Below are 25,816 nucleotides of genomic sequence, written 5' to 3'. Positions count from 1 at the left end.
ATGCCGAGGCATAATTAATCACGAATGGAGATGGTTGTAAATGAACACTATCAAACAACACCCGAAATTGTATGTTATGGACAATGGAACAATCCGAATGGATAAAAACTTTTTGATTGCCATGCATAATCCTGCAACTATTGATTATCCAAACAAGCCAAATGAATTTGTAGAGCTTCCAATTTATACAGTATTAATTGACCATCCAGAAGGGAAAATATTATTTGATACAGCATGTAACCCAAATTCAATGGGATCTGAAGGGCGCTGGGGTGAATTTACTCAGAAAGCATTCCCAATTAATATGCCAGAGGAATGCTATTTACATCATCGATTAGAAGAGTTAAATGTGCGTCCCGAAGATATTAAATATGTTGTAGCTTCACATTTACATTTAGATCATGCAGGCTGTTTAGAGCTTTTTACGAATGCAACGATTATTGTACAGGAAGATGAATTCAATGGAACTTTACAAACATACGCAAGAAATGTAAAAGAAGGTGCCTATATTTGGGGTGACATTGATATGTGGATAAAAAACAATTTACAATGGCGATTAATTAAGTGTGGTGAGGATAATGTGAAACTTGCAGAAGGAATCCAAGTTTTGAATTTTGGAAGCGGCCATGCTTGGGGAATGCTAGGTTTGCATATTAATATGCCAGAAACCGGGGGAATTATTTTAGCTTCGGATGCCATTTACACTGCCGAAAGCTTTGGTCCACCTGTCAAGCCGCCTGGTATACTATATGATTCTGTTGGCTATAATTCTACAGTTGACCGAATTAGAAAATTAGCAAATGAAACAAATTCGCAAGTGTGGTTTGGCCATGATCCAGTCCAATTTAAGTCATTTAGAAAATCGACAGAAGGCTATTATGAATAGATAGGATTAGAAAAATTATGCATAAATTAACCTTTACTCCTGCGAGTTATACAGGCTGGGGTTGCTTAAATCAGCTACTACCGGAAGTAGAAAAATTGAAAGCAAATAATATTTTAATAATCACAGATCCATTTTTAAAAGAGTTAGGTTTAACAGATCATCTTGAAAAGCCTTTACTTGAAAATGGCTACTCTACAACTATTTATACCGATATTGCTCCTGAGCCACCGCTCGCAATTGGTGAAAAACTAGTTGAGTTTACAAGAAAGCATCATTTTGATTTAGTAATTGGTTTAGGGGGAGGAAGTGCATTAGACTTAGCGAAGCTTGCCGCGGTTTTAGCAACACATGGTGGGAAAGTAGCAGATTACTTAAATTTAACGGGAACAAAAAATCTTGAAAATAAAGGATTACCTAAAATTTTAATTCCAACTACATCTGGAACAGGCTCGGAAGTGACAAATATTTCAGTACTGTCACTTGAAACGACGAAGGATGTTGTGACACATGATTACTTATTAGCAGATGTCGCTATTGTAGATCCTGCGTTAACAATTTCTTTACCACCTAAAGTGACTGCTGCTACGGGTGTAGATGCTTTAACACATGCAATTGAGGCCTATGTTTCCGTAAATGCAAACGAAGTAACTGATGCACTTGCACTACAAGCTATAAAATTAATTAGTGGCTCTATCCGAACTGCTGTGCATGACGGTCAAAATAAGCAGGCACGCTCGGATATGAGTTATGGCAGTTATTTGGCAGGCTTAGCCTTTTTCAATGCTGGTGTTGCAGGAGTACATGCTTTAGCTTATCCACTTGGTGGCCAATTCCATATTGCTCATGGAGATTCCAACGCAGTGCTATTACCATATGTCATGGGCTATATTCGTCAAAGTTGCGAAAAACGAATGAAAGATATTTTAGATGCAATGGGTATTTCATCTGCGTATTTATCGCAAGAAGAGGCTTCCTATAAATGTGTAGATGCATTGAAGCAACTTGTGCAGGATGTTAATATTCCGTCAACATTACAAGGATTTAATATACCTGAAATTGCACTGGAACAACTAGCGGAAGATGCGACAAAGCAAACAAGAATTCTAGCACGTAGTCCGATGCCACTTAAGCGAGAAGACATTTATACTATTTATCGTGCTGCATTTGATGGAGAAGTTCTAGAACCTCAGCCATTATAATAGAACAGAGAAACGTTGAATGCCGGCGTTTCTCTGTTCTTTCTTACATGTTTTTATGTAGCGAAAGAAAAGCGGTACATGAAGCTGCTTATCGAAGCCTAAAATCATGGCAACTTATAGATGGAACTCAAAAAATTGATTTTCCACTGAAATAAACAAAAAAAGAATCTGCTCATACAGATTCTTTTTTTGTTTAAAATTATATTTTATGCTTCAGCATCAGGTGAAAATGAACGTGTAGCCAATTCTGCGTCAAGCATAAAGATTGCATTGGAGTCATTTTCAATGCGTTCGATTTTACGAATTAACGTGTCAAACGTTGATTCTTCCTCTACTTGCTCGTCAATGAACCATTTTAAGAAAGCCATAGTCGCGTGCTCGCGTTCATCTAAAGCGATATCCGATAAATGATAAATACGGCGCGTTACTTCTTTCTCGTGTGAAAGGCCAGTTTTGAAGGCATGTAAAATAGACTCGAAATGATTATCTGGACTATCAAAGCCATGGATAGTTGCGCGGTAGCCCATATCACTTAGGAAATTATAAAATTTCATCGCATGGAAACGTTCTTCTTCAGCCTGAACTAAAAAGAAGTTGGCAAAGCCATCGTAATCTTGATCTGTACAATATGCCGCCATCGCCATATAAGCATGCGCAGAGTAAAATTCAAAATTCATTTGTTCGTTTAGTGCTGTGTGTAGTTTTTCAGATAACATAAATATTTTCCTCCCTTTACAGTAAATATTTACTGTTCTCCTATAGTATACAGCGAAAAATGGTAGTATGGCAAAGTTTAATTGATTTTTATTCTCAATTAGGAAATTTAATCAAATTCATTCTTTAAACGCCAAATTACTTCTAAAAGATTGACAAATAAATTAATGAAATCTAAGTATAGATTTAAAGCCATACCAACGACTTCAGCATCTGAAACGTGATTATGTCGGATTTTGTTAAAGTCATAGACCGTATAGAGACTAAAAAGTAGTACAGTAATTCCCGCAATAATCAATGCGACCAAGTTGCTAACAGGGAAAAACATAAAGACTAATGAAAATACAATAACGACAATTAGGACAGTGAATAAATAGCTTCCCCAATTGGAAATGTCTTTATTCATCATCATACCAATCAGTGCTAGCACAATGAAAATAGCTACGGTCGCTACGAATACAAGTAAAACAAGCTGTTCCCCTAGTTCCGCAATGTAAAATTGTGTTGTCCAAAATAGTGTAATTCCCATTAAAAAGGGGATTGTATACATAATGGAATTAGCAAGCTTTACACTTCGCACAAAGCAAACGATGATAAGAAGTACCAGAGTAATAATAGATAGCGGCATGACAACCGCTGGTGGTAATAATGTTGCTATGTACATGCCGACAACTGTCAATACCCACATAAAAGCAAAGTGTTTTAAAATTTTGTTTAAGTTTTGATTTTTAGCATACGCCATATAGAAAAATCCTTTCTTTTGTAAAATAACTTTTATATTAACATACGAACCAATTTCGGAAAAGATTCAACTATAAAAAAATTTGTATCACCATATCGAGGGGTGATTTCCGTTCGGGAATTACCTCGGTTGGTGATACAAACACTAACCTGGTCTTCGTAAGGACCAAGTAATATTTTTACGTTTTAGTTTGCATTTTTCTTTTGGTTTTTCAAACCAACTAAATAACCACCAAGGGCAATTCCAATTAAGACAATCCAGAAAATAGCCTTCCATATCGTTGAATGTGGAAATTCATGTGGAATTATATCCAGTTTTTCGTGTGCTAATGTTAAAACAGCTAGTTTTACGCCAACCCAACCAACGATTAAGAAGGCAGCTGTTTCAAGTGATGGAAATTTATCCAGAACTTTTACGAACCAACGAGCAGCAAAACGCATCATTACAACACCAATAAGACCTCCTAGGAACATCACTGAGAATTGACCAGCGTTAATGCCGCCAACATCAAAATTTCCGATATGAGGTAGTGTCACTGCGATGGCAACAGCTGCTAAAATTGAATCAACTGCAAAGGCAATATCGGCTAATTCTACTTTTATGACGGTCATCCAGAAGCCAGATTGCTTTTTAGGCTCATCAACTTCTTCGGGATTTTGCGCGGCTTTCCGTGAATCATAAATATGCTTACCAGACATGATTAATAAGTACGCAGCACCAATCGCTTGAATTTGCCAAAAATTAACGAGCGTAGTAATAAGAAATAATGCAGCAAAGCGGAAAACAAATGCTCCTACCAAACCATATAATAGTGCTTTCTGCTGTTGTGCCTTTGGTAAATGTTTAACCATAACGGCCATTACAACTGCATTATCAGCAGCTAATAAACCTTCTAGAACAATTAATACGACGAGTACCCATGCGTATTCGAGTAAGATTGCCTCCAAATTTATTTCCTCCTTTAATTAGTACTGAAATGAATAAACTGCTTTTAACGTAGTCTTTGCTATTTTAGGCAAAATAAAAAGACCTCTGCCTAAAAAATAGGCAAAGGTCTTGCTAAGCGATCACTGTTATACAGAAAATATCTTGTACGCCAAGATATGCCTTCACACCCGATGGTTAATAACCATGTAATGACGAATGTGAAATCAGATGCTCGTTCACATCTGCTAGCTACTCCCCTTTGACATAATTGTCAAAAGCTATTCAATTCTTTATACATGGATTATAGCATGGTAATCGTCAATTGCAAATGAAAATGTGAAACTATGTTAAAAAATTTTAAATGATGATTGTTCTCATGGAAAGACCATTATTATACAAATAATTTTTTGTTAAGAAATTAAGCAGGATATTTCGAAGGTTATATGAACAAAAGTCGTTTTAAGTTGGTTGGGCTAGAGAATAGGCAACTCCTTGGGGGATACTACAACGAAGTGAGTAGGGGAACAAAGACTATTTACATCATGTGAACTATTAGCCTTCGTGTTGAGTCGATAAATTGAAAGAGGAAAAGAATAAATCCCTAATCCAGATTTAATCAATAAAATAAAATATCCTCTCAAATAGATAAGGTGCCTTTCGAGGGGATATTTTTAGATTATTCATTAATTGTTCGTGTAAATGTTTTACGACCGGATTTTAATTGGTTAATGTTTATTTCTAATTTACTAATAGAACTAGGTGTTAATGGGATCTTCCCATCCTCCTCAAGTTTTTTCCACACTTTTACATTTTTCCGATATAAATGTTCAGAGAGGCGATAAATATCAATATCTTTCGCTAATGCTTCTTTATATGTTGTTCTAATTTCTTTTTTTACTTCTTTTATTAATTTTTTTCTTATTTCTTCTTCTGAAACCTTAGTTTTGAAACCGTTTATCCTTGCATTTAATGTTATCTCTACATCAAATGTTACTTGATCATTTTTAACTATTGGTTTGATATTTACCTTGATTTTTTCCAATGTTGTCGTTAAATAATCATTTTCCTCTAACTTAAAGGTTGTTTCACCTCTTTGTGTTCTATCGTGCATCCATTGCGTTCCTCTTGCAGCATCGTTCTTAATAAAGCCTTTAAATCCATCTTTGGAAAGTACGCCAATCCCTATAAAGGCAGTTTCTTGTTCTTGACGATCTTCAGTGCCCCAGTCTTTGTTAATGGTTACATAAGGGATGCCAATTTCGTAGTTCGGCTCATTTAAGCCAATAACTAGATTTCGAAAATTAACGGGTTCGACGAACGTTTCTTTATCTTCGGTATTTAAAGGATTACTAAGCTTTGACGTTGTAAGCGGCTTATTCAAAATTGGCGTTACTAGTAGAATGTCTTTAATAGGGTCTTGTGTACAATAGGTCCATATTTGATACCTTGTTTCCCTATATCTCAATACAGTGTCTATAATGGGGACTGTATTTTTATCTTTCATCGCTTCTTCAGAGAAAATAATGTAGGTCATATGCCCCCAAAACACTTTTTGGTCGATGGATCGAAATAATTTAAAAAGTGCTTCTTCCAGCGTCTTTCCTTTAGATTGTCCAACCTCAGCTGGTGCCGCCTGAGGAGTAAAATTTTCGGATTTTACAACATCAGAGAAACTAATTAATTGCAAGTAGATTTCATACTGACCATCTTTATAATCGATACCGAGTCCATCAACATAATACATTTTTTGAGGTTCGGTAACATCCCAGCAGCCTGAAAGAATTAGTGAAGTAAGTAAGCTGGATAGTAAAACAATTTTTTTCTTCATTGCTGCTGCTTCTTCCTTGTAGAGGTACGAGTACTATCTTGGGGTGCAAGTGCTTTATTACGTTCAGTGTAGCCTTTTGGTGATAAGCGGAATATCGATTTTTTAATAGTCATCCAATTTAAATCTGTTGCAAGATTCATGTAAGAGTAACCATAAATCCGAATATTACACAAGTAAAGAAGTGTAAAGTATAGTGATATAAAAAATCCAAATAAACCAAAAAAAGCACTGGCAATAATGAATGTAATACGCAATAAACTGATGGTTGTGACAAGTGATTGGTTCACAAGAGTGAATGATGCAATTGTAGAAATCGCAATGACTACAATCATTTCTGGGCTTGTTACACCTGCGCGAATGGCCGCATCACCAATAATTAAACCGCCAACAACACTTATCGTTCCACCAATAACAGAAGGCAGACGTAACCCAGCTTCTCGAAACAATTCAAACATGAGTAGCATTATTAGCATCTCCAGAGAGGAGGGGAGAGGTAAACCTGTTTTTGCTTGGACAACTGTTGCTAAAAGTTGGAATGGTAGCTGATTCTGGTGATAGGTCGTCAGTGAGAGCCAAAATGCAGGCAATAGCAACCCAATTAAAATGCCAAGAATCCTCAAAAGTCGTTCTATAGAACTGAAAATGATAGGGTACTCATTATCTTCAGCGGATTTTAATAATAAAAATAAATTGACCGGAGTGATCATGGCATAAGCTACACCGTCGACGAACATGAGAAAACGTCCTCTAACTAGAGCTTGAATAGCATAATCGGGTCGTCCTGTGTAATCGAATTTCGGGAAAAGCTTAGAGTTTTTATTAATTCTCTCCATTAAAACATCTCCGCTAAAGACAATATCTGTATCTACTGCAGCAAGCTGTTTTTTTATTCCGTGTAAAATATCCATATCGACAATATCGTCAAAATAAAGAATAGCCACGCTTGTCTTTGAACGTTTTCCTAACTCCACTTTCTCAACGCAAAATGAATTCGTAGGTAAACGTTTTCTCAATAGTGCAATGTTGACGCGGATGTCTTCAATAAAGTTATCTCTTGGCCCCTTAACGAGAACTTCCATCCTAGTTTCTTCAGGATTTCGATTAGGCTTTTTAGCAATACAGCTAGCATACAAAAGTTCTTCCTCTTCAAAATAAAGCAGTAGGAAACCAGTATATACAAAGTTCATGGCTTGTTCTATATCATTAACTTTTTCAAGCGTCGGAATATGAAGTTGATTTGTAATATTTTCTTCTAAGGATGTATCAGCTAAATTGTCATAAAGATATTGAACACGCCGAACAATTACTTCATTGAGCATTTGCTGGTCTACCATTGCATCACAGGTAATGAATTGAACCTTTTTTTGATTAAATGCATATTCCTGAAATTGAATATCTGCTGATTTTTGAAATAGTTTTTTTAAGGTGTTTAGGTCTATCGCCTTCTCCTGCTGAGGCATTATGATTCACCACTTTCCATTTCTTGTTTTTCAGGTTGCCCCTTTTTAGAAGACTTACCTGAAAAGAAAGCTACTAGTAAGAAGAAAATTGACAAAAGAAAAAAGAAAACAAAAGTAACTGTTAATATATAGTTCCCTTTCACCTTCAAAAATATGTTTTCATTTAAAATAATTAGCGGCAGACATAAAAGAAAGAAGGGTGGAGCTATCATTCTCCATATTTGCTTTGGATCACCAGTCATCTTAAACAAATCTGCTATAACATATAAGAGGAAGCTAACTCGTATAAATGTTCCAGTTAGCCATTGGTAAATTGAGAAAAAGTCAAGATGCTCAATATAGCGACCAATTGATACTAAGCCCCATTCCTCGTAGGCAGGATACCTTTGCTTTGCAGCCTCGGTTGGACCAAATTCTGCAATTGCGCCCATGAGTGGTCCTAAAGTAAGCCCCATTAAAATGAAAAGCATGATGCCAAAATGATACCAACGAATGCGGTCTTTAAATTGGTGCTGTAAAAATAAGAGTATTAATAGTTCAATAAATCCTGATGCAGGATAAATCATTCCTTTTATAACAGGTTGGAAACCATGCTCGAAAAAAGGGCGTAGTAGTTCGTATTCTTTTACCTGTAAATTTGTAAATGCTACAAAAAAGCCAAAGACTACTACACCGAATAATACAAAGACATTTAAAATAACAATGGTTTGTAAACTTGTTGTAACGAGAAAAATACAAAGAATTGTATAAATAAGTAATAATATAGTGACCGGTGTTTGAGGTAAAAATGTTGTGTTTACCCATTGCAATGTTTCAACCATTGTAAAGGCAGCAAGAATGAATAAAAAAATAGCTATAATATATATGACAATTGTAGAGCCAGTTTTTCCAATTTTCCCATCTAACCAGTCTCGAATAGGTTCCTGATTTGTCTTTTTTTGAATATAAACTAAAAAAAATAGCCAGAAGAATATAATAACTGCAGACATTATGACAGATACCCAACCATCTCTCCCAACAACATCTAGTAGCGGGGGAATAATGGTCACGTGATTTTTTAAGCCAATAACAGTCATAGATAAGAAGATAACATGTAAAATACTAATTGATCCTACACCTTTCATATGAAAACCCTCTAACGTTAATTGATACACTTTAGCTTAGACAAAAAGTGAGAGGATTATAAGCATGACAAACTACTTGTAAAAGAAGAATTTAAATCTGTATTCCATCACATTCATGAAAAGTTTATCACCGAAAAAAACGAGTTATTTGACGAATGAAATGTCAAATAACTCGTTTTTGGGAAATGTTTTTATTCTCGCACCATAATGGAGTGCGTAAAGCCCAATTGGTGTAGACGAATAATCCGTGGAGGATAAAGAAAATCCCACACGGATTATAGGTTTACAATATTAATGAATATAATTAGAGCTTACAAGGTCATTTTTCAAGACATCTGTTGGGATTTCAAAATCCACAACACCCATATAGCCAGGAGCTACTTCGTATTTATCGAAGGAGATAACAAGCTTTCCTTCATCGGAAATATAGAATTGTTGATCAGCTTTAACAGCTGTAAATTCATCTGAAACTTCTTCATCAGGAAGACCTGCTCCTTTTAACCAGTACACTTTTTCTTGGTTAGATGCAGCAGCTTGTTCGCGCATTTGTTCCTTAATGTTTTCACTGATAGTGTTAATATAACTATCGTCTTTAAATAACATTGGTAGTGTAATTAAAATTTCATTTTGTTTATCAATTGTGTCGTATTGCATTACTGTAGAAGAAGATCCAACAGTATTGACAGTATAACGACCAATCGACAAGATTTGGTCATTATCTGTTTTTATCTCATAACCACTATCTATGCCTAAATGACCGCCACCATTAGCCTTGATATCACCTACTTCGGCAATAAAGTCATCATAAAGAGCTTTACCTTCTGAACGGTATTTTTCATTTAAAGTAGTAGCAAGATCTTTATTGTTTAGGTTATTGATAGAAGGTACTTTTATGTCAGCATCATATGAGTCATCTGCTACTTTATATTCAGTCCATGTTAAGACCTTTACGACACTACCAACAACAGGAATATCTGATAGTGTTCGTGCCATTGCAGGACTGACATTTAAACCTGCTGTAAAAAGCATTGCCGCTGCCGCAGATCCTAGTATCCATTGTGGTGCTCGTTTTTTTCTTTTCTTTTTACCTTGTTTTAATGCGTTTTCAACCACAAAATCAAGTTCCTTTGGAATAGATACCTCATTATATTGTTTTTCTAATTCTTTTATTTTTTCATCCATGTGCTGTTTCTCCCTTCACATCTTGTAATTGTATTTTCAATAGCTTTAACGCTTTATAAAGACGTGATTTAGCGGTACTCAGCTTAATGTTAAGGATATTTGCAACATCAGCGAGCTTTAAGTCTTCAAAATAGTGTAAAATGACAACTTCACGATACATAATTGGTAATTCATCTAACGCATGCTCTAAATCAACGTTTTCGTAAACATCTTCTTGTGCAGGGGTTAAATATTGCAATGTATCATCGTCTGTCACGTGTAAGCGTTTATGCTTACGTAAAAAATCAATAGATGTACGTACGACGATTTTATAAAACCAGCTTTTCATATATTCGACATTTTCTAGTCGATCGAGAGAAAGCATTGCTTTTTGAATACTGTCTTGTACAACATCAAGTGCGTCCTGTTCATTTTTCGTATAGCTATACGCGAGCAAATAAAAACGCTCTTTCTGTTCACGAATTAACTGGACAAATATCTCTTCATGTTGAAATGCATTTCTTGTTTTCATGTCCAAAGAAGCTCCTTTATTAACATTTTCAAATTGTATACAACTACTAGACGTATGAAAGGGGAAAAAAAGTTGATAGCATCAAAAAAACTTATCTTTTTCTGTTAATTTCAAAGATAAGTCATTGATACCTGATAATTTATCCCGTATTAAATTCTGTGAAAATCATCAGTGGGGATGAAGAAATCCGCCACTTGTTAAGTTGCCCTTTTCTGTACATTTTATTGTGATGAAAAATCATAGCAAATTATAAACCATTTATAATTGCTTAGAAAGGGAAAAAGGTAAATTGGTCACAATTACAAATAAAATCGCCCGGGGAGGATCTAAAAAACTGGCATTGCAATCAAGGGAAATATCCTAAAATAGTATCGAACTGAGAAAGTGTCAACGGTACTTTTTCTACATGAACCATCCCATACATATAGTAGATTGAAAATACAAGCAAGTAAGCTATACTTCTTAAAATCAGATTTGAAGTGGAGGAATGCTTATTGAAAAGAGGGAGTTTAAATCACAATTAAATGGCACCATTCCTTGATGTAGGGCAGCACCCATCTTGTATATAAAGGCTATTTTGCATAGAAATTTGTGATGAATTAAAAGCGTTGTTTTGTGGCTTTTTTGGCAGGTTATATTTTCAGTATGATGATTGTATATCTATTCACAATTATAAAAACAGAAAGGAGCATTAGGTATGAAAAAGTCAAGCGACGCTAAAGATTTAATTGCTAGTTTAATTCCATTGGGAATGATTTTTGGAAGTGCTCTCGGTGTGGTTTTTGGCATGTTTTTCAAACCAAACTTTCTAGTATTTACAATTGTTTTAGGGGCTGGAATAGGCTATGTATTTGGAGTTATTGCTTACGGAATTTTTAGGAAGCAAGAATAATTATAGACGGAGAATTTTGGATAATAAAATTATGATAGAAGCATGTTGTATTTTTAGCATGCTTCTATTTAGTCGATATATTGATAAGTACGAAGACGACGTAATATCTTTATTGAAAATTGCCAAAGATGAGTGGAACTCAGTCTAAGAACAACAATGTCCTGTGAAAAAGACTGAGTGACCAACATCATGCAGCTGTCGCTGCGCTTTCGCGCAAAACACATTATGCCGAGCGTAATTGACTTGCATTAAAAAAATGGTAGATATAATGAATCAATCATGAAAAATAGTCATATGTATTTTTCAAAAGTAATAAAATTGTCACAACGATAAATAAATTACGTACATACCCGCTGCCACGTTTAATGGCAAACCTAGAACCAACAATTGCCCCAGCAATTTGTGCAAGTCCCATAGGTAAACCATAAGCATAATTTATTTGCCCTAAGTATATAAACATAAGAAGGGCTGCGATATTACTTCCGAAATTTAAAAATTTAGCATTCCCTGCCGATTTTAAAAAATCGAAGCCAACTATTAAAAAGGCAAACAGTAGAAATGAGCCTGTACCCGGACCTAAAAAGCCATCATAGAAGCCGATTAATGTAATAATCGCCACAAAAAATGCGTAACGTTTAGGTGTCAATTTTTTATAGGTAGAAATGCTACCCCAGTCTTTCTTGAAAATAGTATAAATAGCCACAGCTGCTAGCATGACAAGCATAAGTGGCTTTAGAACACTAGGATCCATAAGATGGACAATCCATGCACCGATCATGGAGCCTATAAAAACAAAAGGGAACAGTTTGTAAACGGCTTTAATATCCAATTTACCAGAGCGATAAAATGTTATGGTGCTCGTTAATGAACCCATAGTGCCTGCTAACTTGTTCGTAGCCACGGCTGCAGATGGTGGAAGACCAACAAACATAAGAGCTGGTAAAGAAATAAGCCCACCGCCTCCTACAACAGAATCGATAAATGCGGCTAGAAAGCCAAAAAAAATAAGGATGAGTAAAATGTTTACATCTAAATCAAAAGGCACAGCAGTTCATCTCTTTTCTATAATAATAATCTGATAGTAGCGAAATGAAAAGTAACTGTAAATAGCTTCAATAATTTTTTTCTGTTAATTTCGAGGATTCGATCTCTTTTGATATTTTTAAATTCTGCAAAGAGTTGAAATATTCTACTTTGTGTATGTATTTTGATGTATTATGTAGGTGATAGTGTTTTTGCGTAAAGGGGACGTGATGACATTTGAGTTTAGGAAATCATGTAAGAGTATTTGTTTGTGTTGTATGTATGGGGCTACTTGTCGGATGTGTGTATAATGCCAAAAAAGATATAACTGATAATGAGTTTATCGATACTGTAAAAGAAGGGTATTTGGGGAATTTTTCAGATGTATCTGTTCGTAATGCATTTAATTACGCATTTTTTGAACCATATTGGCGCTATTACCAGGCAAAAACTGGCGAGCATGTTGTCGAATTATCAGGTGATATTACTTTTGAAAATGAAAAAGGACATGCCATTTTACAGTTTGTAGTGGATGAACAAACAAATCAATTTTCTATTTATGCAATGAAATTTAATGATGTTGTATTGAGTCCCGAACAAAAACGGTTCCTTATTGGCATGGTTTATGACACATGGCATGCAAAGCGGCTTGCCTATGAGTAAGGTCTTTTACTTTGTATAAAGAGCTTACTATATTACAGTAGAGAGGAGTGCTTAGACAGAGAGGGTGTTTTCAATGAGAGTAAGTATATTAGATCAAATGCCTATACCAAAAGATCATACTGCTGAGGAGGCCTTTCAGCGTACAGAACAAATAGCGCTTTTAGGTGAAGAGCTTGGCTATCATCGAATGTGGTTAGCAGAGCACCATAATAGCCATTCACTGGCAAGTTCAGCTCCAGAGGTTACAGCTGCTTTCCTAGCGGCGAAAACAAAACGTCTTCGTATCGGTACTGGAGGCGTAATGATGATGCATTATTCTCCATATAAGCTGGCAGAGGTCTTTAAAACATTAAGTGGCTTAGCACCGAATCGTATTGATTTTGGCGCCGGCAGAGCCCCTGGTGGTGACCATGCCTCTGTTTATGCACTAGCAGAGGGACGAAGACAACGATTTACAGAGCAATATGATAAGCTAGAGATCATTTTAAAACTGATGAATAATCAAAAAACAGGGGAAGATGTCTATGATCAAGTAATTGCGGCACCAGTGAATATCCAATTACCTGAAGCTTGGTTACTTGGGTCAAGTGGTCAAAGCGCTATGCAGGCAGGTCGATTTGGTGTAGGGTATTCATATGCACAATTTTTCACTGGCAATATGTCAAAGGATATATTTGATACGTATAGAGATTACTTTATACCTTCCTATTATATGGAGAAGCCACAAATAATCGTTACTTATGCTGCGACAGTTGCAGATACGTTAGAGGAAGCGGAATATTTGGCGAAACCGATTGATATTACACGTCTTCATCTCATGAAGGGTCAAATTATTCAAGCGATGTCACCTGAGGAAGCAAAGGATTATCCACTTACAGAGATGGATAAAATGACAATCGCCAATAATCGAAAAGCCAATCTGGTTGGAACACCGAAGGAAGTTGCTGAATTTTTAGTAGCAGAGCAAGAGCAATATGGATTTGACGAAGTGATGCTAAACTGCAACCAATACGCACTAGAAAGTCGCTTAAATACTTTTAAGTTAATGGCAAAGGAGTTAATAAGAACACCATAGTTTTAGTGAAAGAAGAATTGCTTAATTAGTATATTGAATCTACTAAACAACAGAAATAACTACGAATTTGCTAGTAAAAAAATCTATTATTCATGTAAAAGGAAGTCAAATAAGAGCTTAAACAAGAGCAAATACAGTTAGTGAAAAAATTATTAACATGTCATGAACCGATTGAAGAAATCATGGATTTATTAGGTTTATCGAGAGATGAAATTGAAAGATTAAAAAGTTTAAATTTACCTCAGGAATAAAAAGAAGCAACAGATAATAGCTTAACAAATTGTTAAGGCGAAAATTTCATAAATCCTATAAAAAATGTCCAATGCAATGTAATGCATTGGACATTTTTCCTTTTACATTTTGGCTGAGCCACTAACAAACTGTGTATCTTTATAGTACATATTTTTAACGAGAACGTTAGGACCTAAGCATTTTACGGCTGGACAGTGGCAGTTTAGTGATTTAGCTAAAACTGTTGCCATCCATTTATCAAAAATTGCTGGTAATTCGTCGTTTTCAATATTGCCGAGTGCTGGTGTATCGCCAAAGTCTGTCACAATAACATCACCTGTAAAGATATTGACATTTAAGCGAGAGCGACCATCTGGATCATTACGCATCGTAACGTTCTTTTCTTCTCGTAGTCGTTTTAGGAGTTTTTGATCTTCCTCATTCATGCTACATGGATAGAAAGGTAGCGTACCAAAAAGCATCCAAGTATTTTCATCTCGAACATCAAGTAGATGATGAATCGCATCACGAGTTTCTTCAAGTGATAAAGACGTAAGGGCACTTGCGAAATCTGAAGGATACATTGGATGCACTTCATGGCGTGCACATTTCATCTCATTAATGATTTGGTTATGGATATGTTCTAAGTACGGTAAAGTTTTTTTGTTTAACATTGTCTCAGCTGATACCATAACACCGTGTTCTGCAAGCATCTTTGAGTTATCAATCATGCGTTGGAATAAAGCTGCACGCTGATCATAAGTTGGTTTTCGCTCCATCATAGCAAAGCCTGTTTCAACGAATTCATCGATCGTACCCCAGTTATGTGAGATATGTAGTACATCTAAATACGGTGCAATCAGTAAATAACGTTCAGGCTCCAATGTTAAGTTGGAGTTGATTTGCGTTCGCACGCCTCGTCCATGTGCATATTTCAATAAAGGCAATACATAGTTTTGAACGGATTTCTTAGACATCATCGGTTCTCCACCAGTAATCGAGATTGTTTTAAGGTGTGGTATTTCATCAAGACGCTTTATAATTAGCTCAATTGGCAGTGCATCTGGATCTTTAGTTTGTAATGTATATCCAACTGCGCAGTGTGCACAGCGCATATTACAAAGAGTTGTTGTTGTAAATTCAATATTAGAGAGGGTCATATGCCCATGTTGTTCAACATCTAAATACGCTTCCCAAGGATCAAAGGCAGGCGTAATTTTTTGTAGAGTCGTCATAATTCGTACATCTTCCTTTCTAGCATTCTATTGTCTCATATTCGCTGTTATTTTCAAATATGAAATTAACGAAAGGGCTATTTTTAGGCAAGATGATCATTTTTATTACGCAATGAAGTAAAATTTTTTTAGGTTTTATTTGTGAGATTATTCCTAAAATTCCGCAAAGTTGACAGGTGGGTAAATTTACTGTTATTTTTCTAAAAAAGCGCTATGATAGTAGGAATGATATGGTAATACAGCACCAAAGAAAGTAGGAAAAGACATGACTAAGTATGAAACACTATTGTTTGACGTGGATGACACATTATTAGATTTTGACTTGGCTGAAAATGCAGCACTTGACCGTTTATTTAAACAGGAAAATATTGCAGCAACTCAGGCGATGATTGCGCGTTATAAAGAGATTAATGAATCTATGTGGCGTGCTTTTGAACGTGGTGAGGTGTCTAAAAATACATTACATAACACTCGATTTTCGATTGCATTAAAGGAATTCGGCTTAGATGTAGATGGGGAGTACTTTGAAGCGGTCTTTCAAAAATATTTGAAGGAGGCACATCATTTTGTAGATGGTGCCTACGAAGTAATCGAACAGCTTGCCGATAACTATGATTTATATGTCGTTTCAAATGGTAAAACAATGACTCAAAATAAACGTCTAGAGGATGCAAATTTAGCACAATTTTTTAAAGCTATTTTTATTTCAGAGCAAACAGGCTATCAAAAACCAATGCCGGCTTTTTTCGATTATGTTTTTGAACGTATCGAACATATAAATAAGGATAAGACCCTGATTATTGGTGATTCCTTAACATCTGATGTTAAAGGCGGACTACAAGCCGGAATTGATACATGTTGGTTTAATATACGTGATATTGAAAATACAAGTGAAATTCAACCACATTTTGAAATTAAAAAGCTTCATGAATTACACTTATTGTTAGATAATAAAATTACAATCGTATAAGTACATGTTAGAACTACACTTTTAGACCTGTTATTGAAGTGTAGTTTTTCGATAGAACAATTAGTCGGAAATGGTATTCTTTTACATAGTTAAATTCGGTATGATAGTGTTAGATTGAAAGAAGGGAGCAATAAAATGAAAGGGAAATTATCAAAGGGTCTATTGGTAGGATTACTAGGAATATCATTGGTCAATCCAATGCAGGCACATGCCTATCAAGAGCCAACTAATTATGTACATATGAAAACGCCAAATATGACGGTGTACTCTTCATATGGTGCCACAATTAATGCATCAGAAAAAGGAGATATTTTTAGTGTTAAAGCAAATATTGTCAATAACCGTCAGCCCTTAGAAGTAGAAATTTTTAAAAATGGTCAGGATGGGGTCTTAAAACAAGTTGCTAAAAAAGGAGCAATGGAGCCGGTTGCTTATCGAGATTTAAAGGACCGAGTAATTGCAACGATTCACAATAATGTAGAATTAAAATTTGATAATTCACAGCCAAATCATTTTCGTGATATAGGAAGATCATCATATAGTTCGTATATTACTACTTTATCAAAGAGGGGCATTGTTCAAGGCAAAACAGCCGATAATTTTGGTGTCAATGATTCTTTAACACGTGCCCAGGTTAGTGCATTATTAACTCGTGCATTCAGTTTTCAACAAATACCGACAAAACAATTCAAAGACATTGATGTCAAAAAATCTTGGTATAACGGTTATGTAGGCGCCTTACATTCTTTAGGAATCATAAACGGTAAATCGCCAACTACATTTGATCCAAATGGAAAAATTACACGCCAGCAGGCAATTTTAATTCTTGGTCGAACATTAGATGCTGTAGATTTTGTCCAAGAGGAGGAATATGTGATTTTACCTTATCAAGATGGCTACTACCTTCAAGGGGAAGCATTGCGTCATACTGAGACTTTGTATGCGATCGGTGCCCTAAACGACAATACAAATTTATTACCAAATCAATTTATTACCCGTGGTGAGTTTGCTAAAATGCTAGCGATGACATTGGATGCTGCAGGTAGAATATAATATTAGTCAGTATAAGTCGAGGACATTGTGTCTCTCGACTTTTTTTGTTGTTTTTTTCAGCGAATGAATTTGTCACTATTAGCATGAATTTTTTTAGCATTACGTATTATACAAAAGAGGTACCCACATACAATCTATATTATGACCTAGATAAGTCATACAACAGTAAACAGGCTAGTTATAAATTTGGGGGTGCCAGAGAGAAATCAAAGGAATAATTTGAACTTTAATATACAAGCATTGGAAGTGACAAAAGTGAAAGAGCCAGTAACCTTATTAAATAAATTACATTACTTTGTTTCTAAGCTTGGGTTTTTAATTGACAAACATAATCAAGATCAAATGGTAGGTTATTATTCAGAACTAGAGGAAGTGATTGATGATTATTCTTCCTTTATAACTAACAGTGAGAATGAAAATCAATGGCATAATGTAAAACAAACATATGAAATCTCACTATTAATCGAGAAGTTAAGAAAAATGTCTGCTGATTGTGTGAAAATAATGGAAAAATATTGGGCTTTGAAATACTTACATGAAACCGAAGAGATGACGGATTATTTTCGCAATATAGAGGGCTGCATTGAAAAAGAACATAGTGGCTTTCCTATTACCAATAAATCAAAGGTGTTAGTAGTTGGGGCAGGTTCGTTTCCAATAACACTATTATCGATTTCTAAACGTACAGGAGCAGAAGTTTTGGGTATTGATATTGACGATGAAGCTATTCTGTTGGGGAGGCAAGTGGCTGCTAAACTTGGAAATCATACAATTCAGATTGAAAATAAGTCAGTGAATGAACTCCAATCCATTCAACAGATTAGTCATATTATTTTTAGCTCAACAGTCAACTGTAAATATGACATATTAGAACAATTACATGGTTTAACAAATAAGGACGTGATGATTGCGATGCGTTATGGGAATGGATTAAAGTCTCTTTTTAATTACCCAATGGAAACAGTGGATGCAACAAAATGGCGTATAGTCGAGCAAATTGCAGCCCCTCAAGGCGTATTTGATATCGTTTTATATCAAAAAGTATAAATACTAAATTATAAGGAGAATGATATGACATTTTTCAAAAAGGTTTTATTATTAGGAACAGGGCCAACATCTGTTCAATTAGCTGTTAATTTTAGAAATCATTTCGATAGCAAAGTGGGGATTGCTGGTCGAAAATCTTCACGTTCAAATATGTTCTTTGAAAAAACAATCAAACAACAACGTACACTTAAAGCACATATACAAAATAAACAGCATCAGTCTGCAGCTGGAGAATGTGTGATTGATTGTCTTTTTAAAGGATATAATACAATATCAGGAGATTGGGATACCATTGTTCTCAGTGTGACTACAGATGCCTATATAACTGTATTATCACAAATTGATATCCAAGTTTTGAAGCAAGCCAAGTGTATTATATTGATTTCTCCTACATTTGGCTCGAATCAATTAATTTCTAACTATTTAAAACAGATATCTTCCTGTGCTGAGGTGATTAGTTTTTCTACATATTATGGTGATACTAGATGGTTAAACGGTGTGCCATCGAATGAAGTGTTAACAACTGGGATAAAGAAAACAGTTTATATTGGATCGAATCAAATAAAATCGGAACATATGGCAAAGCTAAGCAATTTATTTTATCAGTTAGGAATTCAAGTGAAAGTTTTAGCATCACCATTAGAAGCAGAGACAAGAAATATTTCTTTATACGTACATCCAGCACTCTTTATGAATGATTTTTCGCTAAAGTCAATATTTGAAGAGCAAGAGACTATAAAGTATGTTTATAAGCTTTATCCTGAGGGGCCAATTACGTACACAATGATTCGCCATTTACTGAATCACTGGAAAGAGATGATGAAAATAGTAAGGCATTTCAATATTCGGCCTCTAAACCTTTTGAAATTTATGGTAGATAATAATTATTCATTACAACCGTCAAGTATAGCACGACAAGATATCGAAGATTTTGAAAAACTGGAGTCTATTCATCAGGAGTATCTGCTGTATATACGTTATGCATCGTTATTGATTGATCCATTTTCTAAACCCGATCAGGAGGGAAGATACTTTGATTTTTCAGCTGTGCCTATAAAAAAGATATTTATGAATCATGAAGGTATATGGGATATCCCACGAATGCCAAAAGAGGATTACTATCGTCTGAAAATTATTCAAGGGGTAGCTAGAGCCTTAAAACTTGAATGTCCAACGATTGATCAATTTATATTTACGTATGAACATAAGCTCCAGCAAGTTGTAACATCATCTGAGAAAATGAATTTTTCCGAAGCATTTAGAATAAAAACCTTTTCAGAAGATATTAATCTGATTTGTAACGAATTAATATAAAAATCTGTGTATACTGGTGAACATTTTGGTGGCAACCTAATGTTTAGGGGATGGTATACGAATGAAGGACATATGTTACGTTTTATTTTAGTGTCATTTTACAGGGCGATGTTCTGTTTTTGAATGGAGTAGGTGTTTACAACCCACAGATATTTATTGAACAGTAGATTCTAAAGGTATAAAAATCATAAGAACGGGCAAAACCTTTTATGAGACTAGTTTCCATGAAAGGGGAAAAGACGATGAATACTGTTTTAACTGTTAAAAAACGCGATAAAGGGCGTAATTCATCATTAACTCAACTTAGACAGAACGGTGCTATTCCGGGCGTTGTTTATGGCTACCAAATGGAATCCACAGCGGTATCACTGGATGCCAGACAATTTGCAAAAATGTTAGCTCAATTCGGCAATAAAAATGTCTTTCAATTAGATGTAGACGGTAAACGGGTCAACGCAGTATTAACAGAAGTACAACGCTGTGCGTTAAAGGGCAATGTTAAGCATGTAGATTTCAAGTCCATCAATATGGCCGAAGAACTAGAGGTTGATATTCCAGTAACGGTTACGGGTCATGCTATTGGAGTTGCTGATGGTGGATTCCTATTACAGCCTAATCGTGAAGTTCGCATAAAAGTAAGTCCGTCAGAAATTCCTGAAACAATAGAGGTGGATGTGACTGATGTAGCAATCGGGACATCACTTTATGTAGGAGATATTCGCGAAAAGTTCTCTTTTGAAATATTACAGGAAGATGACTATACATTAGTGACAATTACTCCTCCTGCCGCTGAAAATGTACAGGATGACGACATAGTGGATGGGACCCCTGAAGTAATAGAGGCTACTGGGAAAAATCCATCTGCGTCAGAAGAATAGCAACAAAAAAGGAGCCATCTTACACGTGCTGTAAGTGGTTCCTTGCTGTTTATTGCATAAACTGCTGTAAAGATTTGCGATAACGGAAATATGTCACTACATACAAAAAAGACAATGCATTTTTGCATTGTCTTGTAAGCCTATACTACAGCGCTTTTCACGCCAGTCCATCTCATAAATAATTTTTCATTATACGTTAAAGCAAACTGTACAATAGGTCCGAGTCCGAAAGCCATTAGCACAGTACCAACGCCGATAGGTCCACCTAGTAAAAAGCCGATTAAAGCGACAGTTACTTCCATAGTTGTTCGAGAGCGTGTGACACTCCAGCCAAGCTTATGAACCATTAGAAGCATTAATGAATCACGAGGACCAATCCCTAAATTTGCCACCATATACATACCGCAACCCCAGCCAAGTAATAGTAAGCCACATACATATGAAAGAAGTTGCACCCAAAAACCATCTATATCAGGAATCAAATAGTTAAAAATATCAATAAAAATTCCTGCTAAAAACATATCTATAAACGTACCCGGCAGTGGAAATTTCTTTGTAATTACTATATCAAACGCTATTATGGCTAGTCCGATGAGAATGGACCAAGTACCAATAGTTAATCCCAATGTTTTAGCAAGTCCAATATGTAATACATCCCATGAACCAACACCGAAAATCTGACCTTTAATTGTCAATGTTATACCTAAGGATAAAAGCAAAATACCCGTTAAGAAGAACAGACATCGTGTGAAAAATGCTTGCTTCATTATTATAACCCTCATTCTAAAAATTCATGTTGTTCAACAAATTATTATAACAATAGATTTAAAAATAAACCGAATATTGTCAATTCATATTTTTCAAAAAAATATGATTAGGTAAGCTAAATAAGGACAAAATAGTATGGATAAGAAAGGATGAGATAATATGACCTCTGTGCGAGATGAAATACTAGAAGTTTTAAATCGTGAAAAAATAGGAACGATGGCAACCGTTGAGAATGGCAAACCGTACTCACGCTATATGACATTCCAACATGAAGATTTTGTATTGTATACAGTTACAAATAAACATTCTGAAAAAATGGAAGAGCTTCGCAAAAACCCGTATACACATATTTTATATGGATACGAAAATGGAGGCTTTGGTGACACGTATGTTGAAATTGAAGGAAAGCTAACAGAAATTCTAGAGGAAGGAATAAAAAATAAGTTGGCTGAGATTTTTACAAGCATTTTCGTTGGAAATCAAGATGAAATGATTACATTAAAAATCGAGCCGATCCGTATGCGCCTGATGAATAAAAAAGGCGATCCACCTAAAGAGCTAGAATTTACAAACGACCATTAAGCTGTGGTCGTTTTTTGATTGCTGCCTGATTATTGATTCTGTACACATTATTTTTTTGTTTTTTAGTTAAAAACTAAAGGTGGGATAAATAGTGATTCTTCGAAATCATTGTCCAATCATATTAAATTTTCTTGTCTATGTTTCAAACGTTTATAAAAACCACTACGAATAGAGTGATGAACCAAAAGTGGTCCCTGCTTGCATTTAGAGCAAAATACACTTTTATCAACCACTCGTTTAGCTGAAGGGAGACTTTTAATTGGATGCATTAATTCTCACTAAGATTTCCTCGATCATTTTGTTTCAACATAGTGAAATGACCTAAAAGCGTAATGCTTTCAGGTCGTTTTTTTAATGGGATAGATACGTGCTTTTAACTGCTTATTTAAAATAGAAGCCTGCGCCAGTGCTTGTTCATCGTGACGTATCTCACCGGGCTTGTTTGCTTCTCCAATAATGTACGAGGAGAACGGCATCTTTAAGAAGTCAAAAATATACTGGAATTGCTGAATCATTGGTAGCCCCTTTATATATGGGGCATCACCACCGACGGCAAGAACAATCGCCTCGGTAGTTTGTAGCTTTTCTTTTAGTTGTGGAAAACGCTCATCTCGAATAGCATGACTCAGTCGATCCACCATGTTTTTCATTATTCCTGACATGCTGTACCAATAGATCGGTGTGGCAAAAATAACGACGTCACTTGTTAAAAGCGCATGGATAATTTGATCATAATCATCATCTACAAACTGAAAGCCATTATCATCATGGCGCAAATCGTGAATAGGCTCGATCGATAAATTTTTTAGATCTATTTTTTTATGATGTAAGCCCTCTAATACATAATCAGCCAATTGTTCACTATTACTATCGGCTCTAGAGCTACCAATAAATACGGTAATGTTCATAAAAATCCTCCTCTGTCCCTCAGGTTATAACTAGTGTAAACTTATGTTTATTATCGATAAAGCTGAATGTTTCGATGGAATGTATCGAAAAAAACGATTTAGGGGTGGAAAAGATGGATATTAAACAGCTGCAAACGTTTTTAACGGCCTCAGAAACGTTAAGTTTTACGCAAACAGCACAGCTACTAGATTATGCTCAATCAAGTATTACAGCACAAATTAAATCGCTTGAAGAAGAGCTTGGCGTAGTCCTTTTTGAGCGGCTAGGCAAACGCATTACCCTTACGGAGGAGGGCCAGCGATTACAACAGTATGCCCAAAAAATGCTAGATTTAAATATGGAAATGAAAAAAGCTGTATTAAATGAACAAACACAAGCGGTGTTAAAAATAGGGGCACAGGAAAGTCAATGTGTATACCGTCTGCCGTGTGTTTTACAACAATTTCAGAAATCTCATCCACAAGTAAAAATCATTTTTAAGCCGGTACATACAACAGAAATAGCTAAAGATTTATTACAGTCAGGCAATCTAGATATAGCATTTATTACGGATGCCTATAAGGAAACACCTATGTTACATCGTGAGCGACTTATTCAAGAGCAATTAGTTTTTGTCAGTGCACCTACTGATAGTAACGAGGAGAGTCCAGTATTTTCTTTACAGCAACTTTCAAATGAAACGATGCTTCTGACGGAGAACGGTTGCTCCTACCGTAATCAATTGGAAGTACAACTACGGCAGGAAGGTGCGCTCCCAATACAAATGATTGAATTTGCAAGTATTGAAGCTATTAAGCAATGTGTGATGGCAGGTTTAGGTATTTCATTTTTACCTAAAATGGTGGTGGAGAAAGAGCTGAAAAATCACCGTTTACAAGAACTGATTACATCAACGGAATTAGCAGACATTTTTACGGATATAGCTTGGCATAAGGATAAGCATATATCTCCGTATCTCGCTGATTTTATAGAGATTGCTATGAAGATGTATAAGAAGGTTTAAGGGCATATATTTTGTACCCGGACTTCTATAATAAAAACAATTGTAGGATCCATTTTGAACAATTCTTTTATCAAAATGGTTTCTTTTTGTTTACTGACTAAGTAATCTCTTTCTACAATACTTTAGCTGTATCAAAAAAAGTGTAGATCCTATTCTTACATTTATAGAAAAGGGAAAATCATCGTGTTAAAAGGCAAAGACGTAAATTCAAAAAAGTGCGAATGAATTTTTTAATCCATTTCGCACTTTTTAGTTCTTTTCACAATTGAAGAGTATTATTGTGATTTATAAAGGTCCTTCCAGTTGAATTTATTGTTTCTTCAAAGTCCCAGAAAAATTCGTTCCTTCATCATGCTCTTTGGGGCAGTCTACCTCGGTAATTTTAAGCGCATTATTAAGACGTTCAAATTCTAATACACATCGATTGCCGTTTGAAGATTGATTCATCACGGCCTTAGTGTTAGACGTAATCGTCGCTGTCCCATCGACACTCCCTGCAGCTGTCCCATCATTGGCAGTAATGAAAATAGTAAAGCTTTTGCTTGTTGCGTTTGAAATATAGGCATCACGGCGATTAAAATCAGTTGAGCCTGTCCCCCATTTATAGTGATACGAATAGGTTCCATTCCAAGCACTATTGGAAGGTGTTGTCAACTGCATTATTTTATCTAGCTGATTTTGGCCATTTTTTGCTCGTGTATTTAATGAAGCATTACTCGTATTTTCGTGAATTTTTTGTGCGTCCTCCGAAATTTCATAAAAATTTCTTTCATCCATACGGTGGAGCATTGTAACAACTTGAGCTCGCGTCATATTGTTTGTCACGCCAAAAAACTTCTGTATATTACGGTTTTCATACTGTAAGTTTTGACCAGTAGAAATGTAATAATCGAGTAAAAACTGTATGGATTGATCTAATCCACTTTTTCCATTAGCTAAATGTGTAATAGCTTGTGCCACAACACCGCGCTTCACATTAGCTCCTCGAATAGTGTTATCGAAATATCCGTTTAATGGAACACCATAGCTTGCAAGTCGATTGTAAAACTCATCAGACCAGTTTGCTAGAGGGGTTTGTTTTTTTAGCTCATCATAAGGTGATTCGAGCTCGTAAAAATTAGTAAGTAGTTTAGCGAATTGTTGCTCTGTGATTGTTGCATTAGGCTTAAATGTACCATCTGCATAGCCATTAACGATATCATATTCCTCTGCCCACAGGATGGCTTCATACGCATAGTGATCTTCTGGCACATCTTTAAAACCAGCAGCTTGAACAGTGTATCCACTTGCCACAACAAGTATGGAAAGCAATAAAGCGAACACTAATTTTTTCAATTGTCTCTGTCATCCTTTCTTTCTAGTACTATTAATAGTTTGAAGGATATGGCTAAAAACTGCAAATTTTTCTAGTTTATTTTAAGTAGAAAGAATGAGAGAGCAATCCTATAAGAGATTCATTTAGGAAAGAAGGAATAAAAAGAGATGTTGAATAGTTTCTTTGGAGGGGTATAAGTATTATTACAATGTTCTTTTTTACAGGAGGGATGCGCAATATTGCTGTAGGAGTAGTCGTAGCTACGACATACTTTCGATCATGCCA

Annotated in this window: 25 protein-coding genes; 12 read left to right on the top strand and 13 right to left on the bottom strand. The window is 35.5% G+C overall.

Annotation, left to right across the window (positions count from 1 at the left end; genetic code table 11):
* Positions 1-40: 40 nt before the first annotated feature.
* Together ahlS and AC3WSO_RS14770 are read left to right on the top strand one after the other, a co-directional pair.
* The gene (gene ahlS / locus AC3WSO_RS14775) at positions 41-886 is read left to right on the top strand and encodes an AhlS family quorum-quenching N-acyl homoserine lactonase (RefSeq protein ID WP_492531816.1); all 846 of its coding nucleotides are present in this window, start codon (positions 41-43) and stop codon (positions 884-886) included.
* A gap of 17 nt (positions 887-903) precedes the next feature.
* Positions 904-2,085, top strand: a complete 1,182-nt coding sequence (locus AC3WSO_RS14770) for an iron-containing alcohol dehydrogenase (RefSeq protein ID WP_492531814.1) — start codon at positions 904-906, stop codon at positions 2,083-2,085.
* A gap of 206 nt (positions 2,086-2,291) precedes the next feature.
* Here AC3WSO_RS14770 and AC3WSO_RS14765 read toward each other — a convergent pair whose 3' ends face one another.
* The 8 genes from AC3WSO_RS14765 to sigV all read right to left on the bottom strand — a co-directional run bounded on the left by AC3WSO_RS14765 (position 2,292) and on the right by sigV (position 10,573).
* Positions 2,292-2,801 (bottom strand): ferritin, encoded by a 510-nt coding sequence (locus AC3WSO_RS14765; RefSeq protein WP_349661388.1) that lies wholly within the window; start codon positions 2,799-2,801, stop codon positions 2,292-2,294.
* A gap of 107 nt (positions 2,802-2,908) precedes the next feature.
* A complete protein-coding gene (locus AC3WSO_RS14760) occupies positions 2,909-3,541 on the bottom strand; it encodes a Bax inhibitor-1/YccA family protein (RefSeq protein ID WP_492531812.1) in 633 nt (210 codons plus the stop codon).
* A gap of 185 nt (positions 3,542-3,726) precedes the next feature.
* The gene (locus AC3WSO_RS14755; protein WP_492531811.1) at positions 3,727-4,488 is read right to left on the bottom strand and encodes a TerC family protein; all 762 of its coding nucleotides are present in this window, start codon (positions 4,486-4,488) and stop codon (positions 3,727-3,729) included.
* A 656-nt stretch (positions 4,489-5,144) separates the two neighbouring features.
* Positions 5,145-6,296: a Ger(x)C family spore germination protein gene (locus AC3WSO_RS14750; RefSeq protein ID WP_492531810.1), complete on the bottom strand. Its 1,152-nt coding sequence runs from the start codon at positions 6,294-6,296 to the stop codon at positions 5,145-5,147.
* Complete coding sequence (locus tag AC3WSO_RS14745) at positions 6,293-7,756, bottom strand: spore germination protein (RefSeq protein WP_492531809.1); 1,464 nt, start codon at positions 7,754-7,756, stop codon at positions 6,293-6,295. Before AC3WSO_RS14745 ends, AC3WSO_RS14750 begins: the two co-directional genes overlap by 4 nt.
* Positions 7,756-8,880, bottom strand: coding sequence for an endospore germination permease (locus tag AC3WSO_RS14740; RefSeq protein ID WP_492531807.1), 1,125 nt, complete (start codon positions 8,878-8,880; stop codon positions 7,756-7,758). Before AC3WSO_RS14740 ends, AC3WSO_RS14745 begins: the two co-directional genes overlap by 1 nt.
* A 291-nt stretch (positions 8,881-9,171) precedes the next feature.
* Positions 9,172-10,062: an anti-sigma-V factor RsiV gene (gene rsiV / locus AC3WSO_RS14735; protein ID WP_492531806.1), complete on the bottom strand. Its 891-nt coding sequence runs from the start codon at positions 10,060-10,062 to the stop codon at positions 9,172-9,174.
* On the bottom strand, positions 10,055-10,573 hold the full coding sequence (gene sigV / locus AC3WSO_RS14730) for an RNA polymerase sigma factor SigV (protein WP_492531805.1): 519 nt from the start codon (positions 10,571-10,573) through the stop codon (positions 10,055-10,057). Before sigV ends, rsiV begins: the two co-directional genes overlap by 8 nt.
* 697 nt (positions 10,574-11,270) lie before the next feature.
* On the opposite strand from sigV, the gene AC3WSO_RS14725 reads away from it, so the two are divergent.
* Positions 11,271-11,465 (top strand): hypothetical protein, encoded by a 195-nt coding sequence (locus AC3WSO_RS14725; protein ID WP_492531803.1) that lies wholly within the window; start codon positions 11,271-11,273, stop codon positions 11,463-11,465.
* 277 nt (positions 11,466-11,742) lie between these two features.
* Here the strand turns inward: AC3WSO_RS14725 and AC3WSO_RS14720 are convergent, their stop codons facing one another.
* Positions 11,743-12,510, bottom strand: a complete 768-nt coding sequence (locus AC3WSO_RS14720) for a TSUP family transporter (protein WP_492531802.1) — start codon at positions 12,508-12,510, stop codon at positions 11,743-11,745.
* Between the two features lie 215 nt (positions 12,511-12,725).
* On the opposite strand from AC3WSO_RS14720, the gene AC3WSO_RS14715 reads away from it, so the two are divergent.
* Both AC3WSO_RS14715 and AC3WSO_RS14710 read left to right on the top strand, forming a co-directional pair.
* Positions 12,726-13,151, top strand: coding sequence for a hypothetical protein (locus tag AC3WSO_RS14715; protein WP_492531801.1), 426 nt, complete (start codon positions 12,726-12,728; stop codon positions 13,149-13,151).
* 73 nt (positions 13,152-13,224) lie between these two features.
* Complete coding sequence (locus tag AC3WSO_RS14710) at positions 13,225-14,226, top strand: LLM class flavin-dependent oxidoreductase (RefSeq protein WP_492531799.1); 1,002 nt, start codon at positions 13,225-13,227, stop codon at positions 14,224-14,226.
* Between the two features lie 353 nt (positions 14,227-14,579).
* Here the strand turns inward: AC3WSO_RS14710 and yfkAB are convergent, their stop codons facing one another.
* The gene (yfkAB, locus tag AC3WSO_RS14705) at positions 14,580-15,692 is read right to left on the bottom strand and encodes a radical SAM/CxCxxxxC motif protein YfkAB (RefSeq protein ID WP_492531797.1); all 1,113 of its coding nucleotides are present in this window, start codon (positions 15,690-15,692) and stop codon (positions 14,580-14,582) included.
* Positions 15,693-15,957: 265 nt separating this feature from the next.
* Between yfkAB and AC3WSO_RS14700 the strand changes: the two genes are divergently transcribed.
* From AC3WSO_RS14700 to AC3WSO_RS14680, 5 genes are all read left to right on the top strand, one after another.
* Positions 15,958-16,662, top strand: coding sequence for a YjjG family noncanonical pyrimidine nucleotidase (locus AC3WSO_RS14700; protein WP_492531796.1), 705 nt, complete (start codon positions 15,958-15,960; stop codon positions 16,660-16,662).
* Between the two features lie 135 nt (positions 16,663-16,797).
* On the top strand, positions 16,798-17,715 hold the full coding sequence (locus tag AC3WSO_RS14695; protein ID WP_492531794.1) for an S-layer homology domain-containing protein: 918 nt from the start codon (positions 16,798-16,800) through the stop codon (positions 17,713-17,715).
* Positions 17,716-17,970: 255 nt separating this feature from the next.
* Positions 17,971-18,762: an SAM-dependent methyltransferase gene (locus AC3WSO_RS14690; RefSeq protein ID WP_492531792.1), complete on the top strand. Its 792-nt coding sequence runs from the start codon at positions 17,971-17,973 to the stop codon at positions 18,760-18,762.
* Between the two features lie 24 nt (positions 18,763-18,786).
* The gene (locus AC3WSO_RS14685; RefSeq protein ID WP_492531790.1) at positions 18,787-20,076 is read left to right on the top strand and encodes an opine metallophore biosynthesis dehydrogenase; all 1,290 of its coding nucleotides are present in this window, start codon (positions 18,787-18,789) and stop codon (positions 20,074-20,076) included.
* 242 nt (positions 20,077-20,318) lie between these two features.
* Positions 20,319-20,954 (top strand): 50S ribosomal protein L25/general stress protein Ctc, encoded by a 636-nt coding sequence (locus AC3WSO_RS14680; protein WP_492531789.1) that lies wholly within the window; start codon positions 20,319-20,321, stop codon positions 20,952-20,954.
* A gap of 140 nt (positions 20,955-21,094) precedes the next feature.
* Here the strand turns inward: AC3WSO_RS14680 and AC3WSO_RS14675 are convergent, their stop codons facing one another.
* Positions 21,095-21,721 (bottom strand): YczE/YyaS/YitT family protein, encoded by a 627-nt coding sequence (locus tag AC3WSO_RS14675; RefSeq protein ID WP_492531787.1) that lies wholly within the window; start codon positions 21,719-21,721, stop codon positions 21,095-21,097.
* A gap of 160 nt (positions 21,722-21,881) precedes the next feature.
* Between AC3WSO_RS14675 and AC3WSO_RS14670 the strand changes: the two genes are divergently transcribed.
* Positions 21,882-22,304 carry a pyridoxamine 5'-phosphate oxidase family protein gene (locus tag AC3WSO_RS14670; RefSeq protein ID WP_492531786.1) on the top strand — a complete coding sequence of 141 codons (423 nt, stop codon included), beginning with the start codon at positions 21,882-21,884 and terminating at the stop codon, positions 22,302-22,304.
* 338 nt (positions 22,305-22,642) lie between these two features.
* Here the strand turns inward: AC3WSO_RS14670 and AC3WSO_RS14665 are convergent, their stop codons facing one another.
* The gene (locus AC3WSO_RS14665) at positions 22,643-23,212 is read right to left on the bottom strand and encodes a flavodoxin family protein (protein WP_492531784.1); all 570 of its coding nucleotides are present in this window, start codon (positions 23,210-23,212) and stop codon (positions 22,643-22,645) included.
* A 113-nt stretch (positions 23,213-23,325) separates the two neighbouring features.
* On the opposite strand from AC3WSO_RS14665, the gene AC3WSO_RS14660 reads away from it, so the two are divergent.
* A complete protein-coding gene (locus AC3WSO_RS14660; RefSeq protein WP_492531782.1) occupies positions 23,326-24,216 on the top strand; it encodes a LysR family transcriptional regulator in 891 nt (296 codons plus the stop codon).
* Between the two features lie 309 nt (positions 24,217-24,525).
* Here the strand turns inward: AC3WSO_RS14660 and AC3WSO_RS14655 are convergent, their stop codons facing one another.
* Positions 24,526-25,551: an S-layer homology domain-containing protein gene (locus tag AC3WSO_RS14655; protein ID WP_492531781.1), complete on the bottom strand. Its 1,026-nt coding sequence runs from the start codon at positions 25,549-25,551 to the stop codon at positions 24,526-24,528.
* Positions 25,552-25,816 lie beyond the last annotated feature (265 nt).

This window comes from Lysinibacillus sp. EB106-09-02-XG168 (genome assembly GCF_058791475.1).
This window is presented reverse-complemented; position numbering and strand designations above follow the sequence as displayed.